The sequence below is a fragment of the Chamaesiphon sp. OTE_8_metabat_110 genome, assembly GCF_031382685.1.
In the GTDB taxonomy this organism is placed as follows: Bacteria; Cyanobacteriota; Cyanobacteriia; order Cyanobacteriales; family Chamaesiphonaceae; genus Chamaesiphon.
The window spans coordinates 1-2087 of record NZ_JANMZA010000241.1 but is presented as its reverse complement, the minus strand read 5'-3'; the positions used below and the strand labels follow the sequence as shown (position 1 = coordinate 2087).

The 2087-nt window shown below is 49.0% G+C and carries 1 protein-coding gene and 1 pseudogene; both read right to left on the bottom strand.

Annotation, left to right across the window (positions count from 1 at the left end):
- On the bottom strand, positions 1–1235 hold a 1235-nt coding region (locus tag RMO52_RS08930; RefSeq protein ID WP_310413078.1), incomplete at its 3' end, for a ferredoxin:protochlorophyllide reductase (ATP-dependent) subunit N.
- A gap of 287 nt (positions 1236–1522) precedes the next feature.
- A pseudogene (locus tag RMO52_RS08925) lies at positions 1523–2087 on the bottom strand (ferredoxin:protochlorophyllide reductase (ATP-dependent) iron-sulfur ATP-binding protein); the annotation flags it as partial.

Sequence of the window (2087 nt, the reverse complement as noted above, 5' to 3'; positions counted from 1 at the left end):
TCGAGCGGATTCGCATGAGCCATTCCGGTGATGACTAAATCGGGCTTCTGGGCATAAATCCGTTGCAACTGATTATAGTTGTCGGGTTTCTCCATGATTGTTGGTAATGGCGAATTCATTTCCCGACAGGTTTTTTCCAGTAGGGCGAGTTCGGCTGCTTGGTAGCGTTTATCCATGTAGGGAATGCCGATTTCTTGGACTGTCATTCCACAGCGAATCAGGAACCGCGCCATTGAGACTTCCAGGAGATTGTCGCCCATGAAGAAGACGGATTTACCGCGAATCAGTTTGACGTATTCTTCTACGCCTTCCCAGATTTGGGCTTCGCGCTCGTCTAAGCCTTGGGGTTCGATATTAAATACCGAACAGATTTTCTCTATCCAGGCGCGGGTTCCGTCAGGGCCGATCGGGAATGGTGCGCCAATTAGTTTACACTTACGACGGCGCATTAGTGTGGTGGCGGTGCGACTGAGGAAGGGATTTACGCCACAGACGTAGTACCCTTCTTCGAGTACGGGTAGTTCGGTAAAGCGTTTGGCGGGGAGCCAGCCGGAGACTTTAATCCCTTGTTTTTTCAGTTCGAGTGTCAGGTTGGTGACAACAGGATCGGGTAAAGAGCCGAATAATACTAGTGGGGGATGATCTTTATATTCTGAGTCGGAAATGGTGACATCTTCCTTCTTGCGTCCGAAGTTCATCAGTTTGGAGATGGCGTTGCGCTCATCTTTGTCTTCCTGAGCCACAGGAGCCTTCTCAGGACACCGCGCCGCCATTGCTGCGAGGACGGTATCTTCACCTTGGGTAAAGGCATAGTCTAACCCATTGGCGCGGGCAGTCACGATCGGAATACCCAGTTCGGCTTCTAGACGTGGAGCCAAGCCTTCCAAGTCCATTTTGATAATTTCGGTGGTACAGGTACCAATCCAGACAATTACGCTGGGGTTGCGGTCTTTTTTGATTTGTTCGCACAACCGTTTGAGTTCGGCATAGTCATTCAACTGGGCGGAGATATCGCCTTCTTCCAATTCAGCCATCGCATAGCGCGGCTCGGCGAAGATCATTACGCCCATCGCGTTTTGGAGGAAGTAACCACAGGTTTTGGTACCGATGACGAGGAAGAAGCTATCTTCGATTTTTTGGTATAGCCACGCAACGCAACTAATCGGACAGAAGGTGTGATAATTACCAGTTTCGCATTCAAAATTTAACGCCTGTGGCTCTGCTGCAACAGTCATAATATGTTTTCCTTTAAATATAATTTTTAATTGGTTGGCTGCGGTTGAGGGGGCACCCACCCCGTCGCTACGCGCCACCCCTCCGAGGAGGGGAATTTTTATCGATTTCTGTTCTTAAATTATGTAGATCTGTGGGTTGATGGTGGGTGAGGGCGGGTTTGTACGATAGTTATCGTTACATTCGAGGTTAATAGCATAAACCCGCCCCTACAAATCCTGGCGTGGGAAATTCCCTCCTCGGAGGGGTGCCCGTAGGGCGGGGTGGGTAGATCCCTGCCACCCACAAGTTAAACCATCATCAAATCGACTTTCTCGCTCGCATCCTGAGCCTTTGGCTCAACCGGATTGAGATAGAAATCAGACAACAGACTAAACAGTTCTCTGTCAGGAGCATCCGTCGGCACCACGCCTTCAGGCAATGCCAGTATCTGATCCGCGATACTTAGATAGTAATCGCAGACATATTCCAACGACTTATCCGTTTCCGCCATCTCAAACAGCGTCTTACCTTTGACGCGAGAAACACGAATGTCTTCAATCAGCGGTAACACTTCTAACACAGGCATTGGCACTGTTTCGATGTATTTATCGATCAAATCGCGTTTGGAGGTGCGATTGCCAATCAAACCAGCTAACCGTAAAGGATGCGTCCGCGCTTTTTCCCGTACCGATGCCGCAATCCGATTGGCTGCGAATAAAGCATCGAAGCCATTGTCAGTCACAATCAAACAGTAGTCGGCGTAGTTTAGAGGTGCAGCAAAACCACCACAAACCACATCGCCAAGTACATCGAATAAAATAATGTCGTACTCGTCAAAAGCATTTAATTCTTTGAGCAGCTTAACTGTCTCT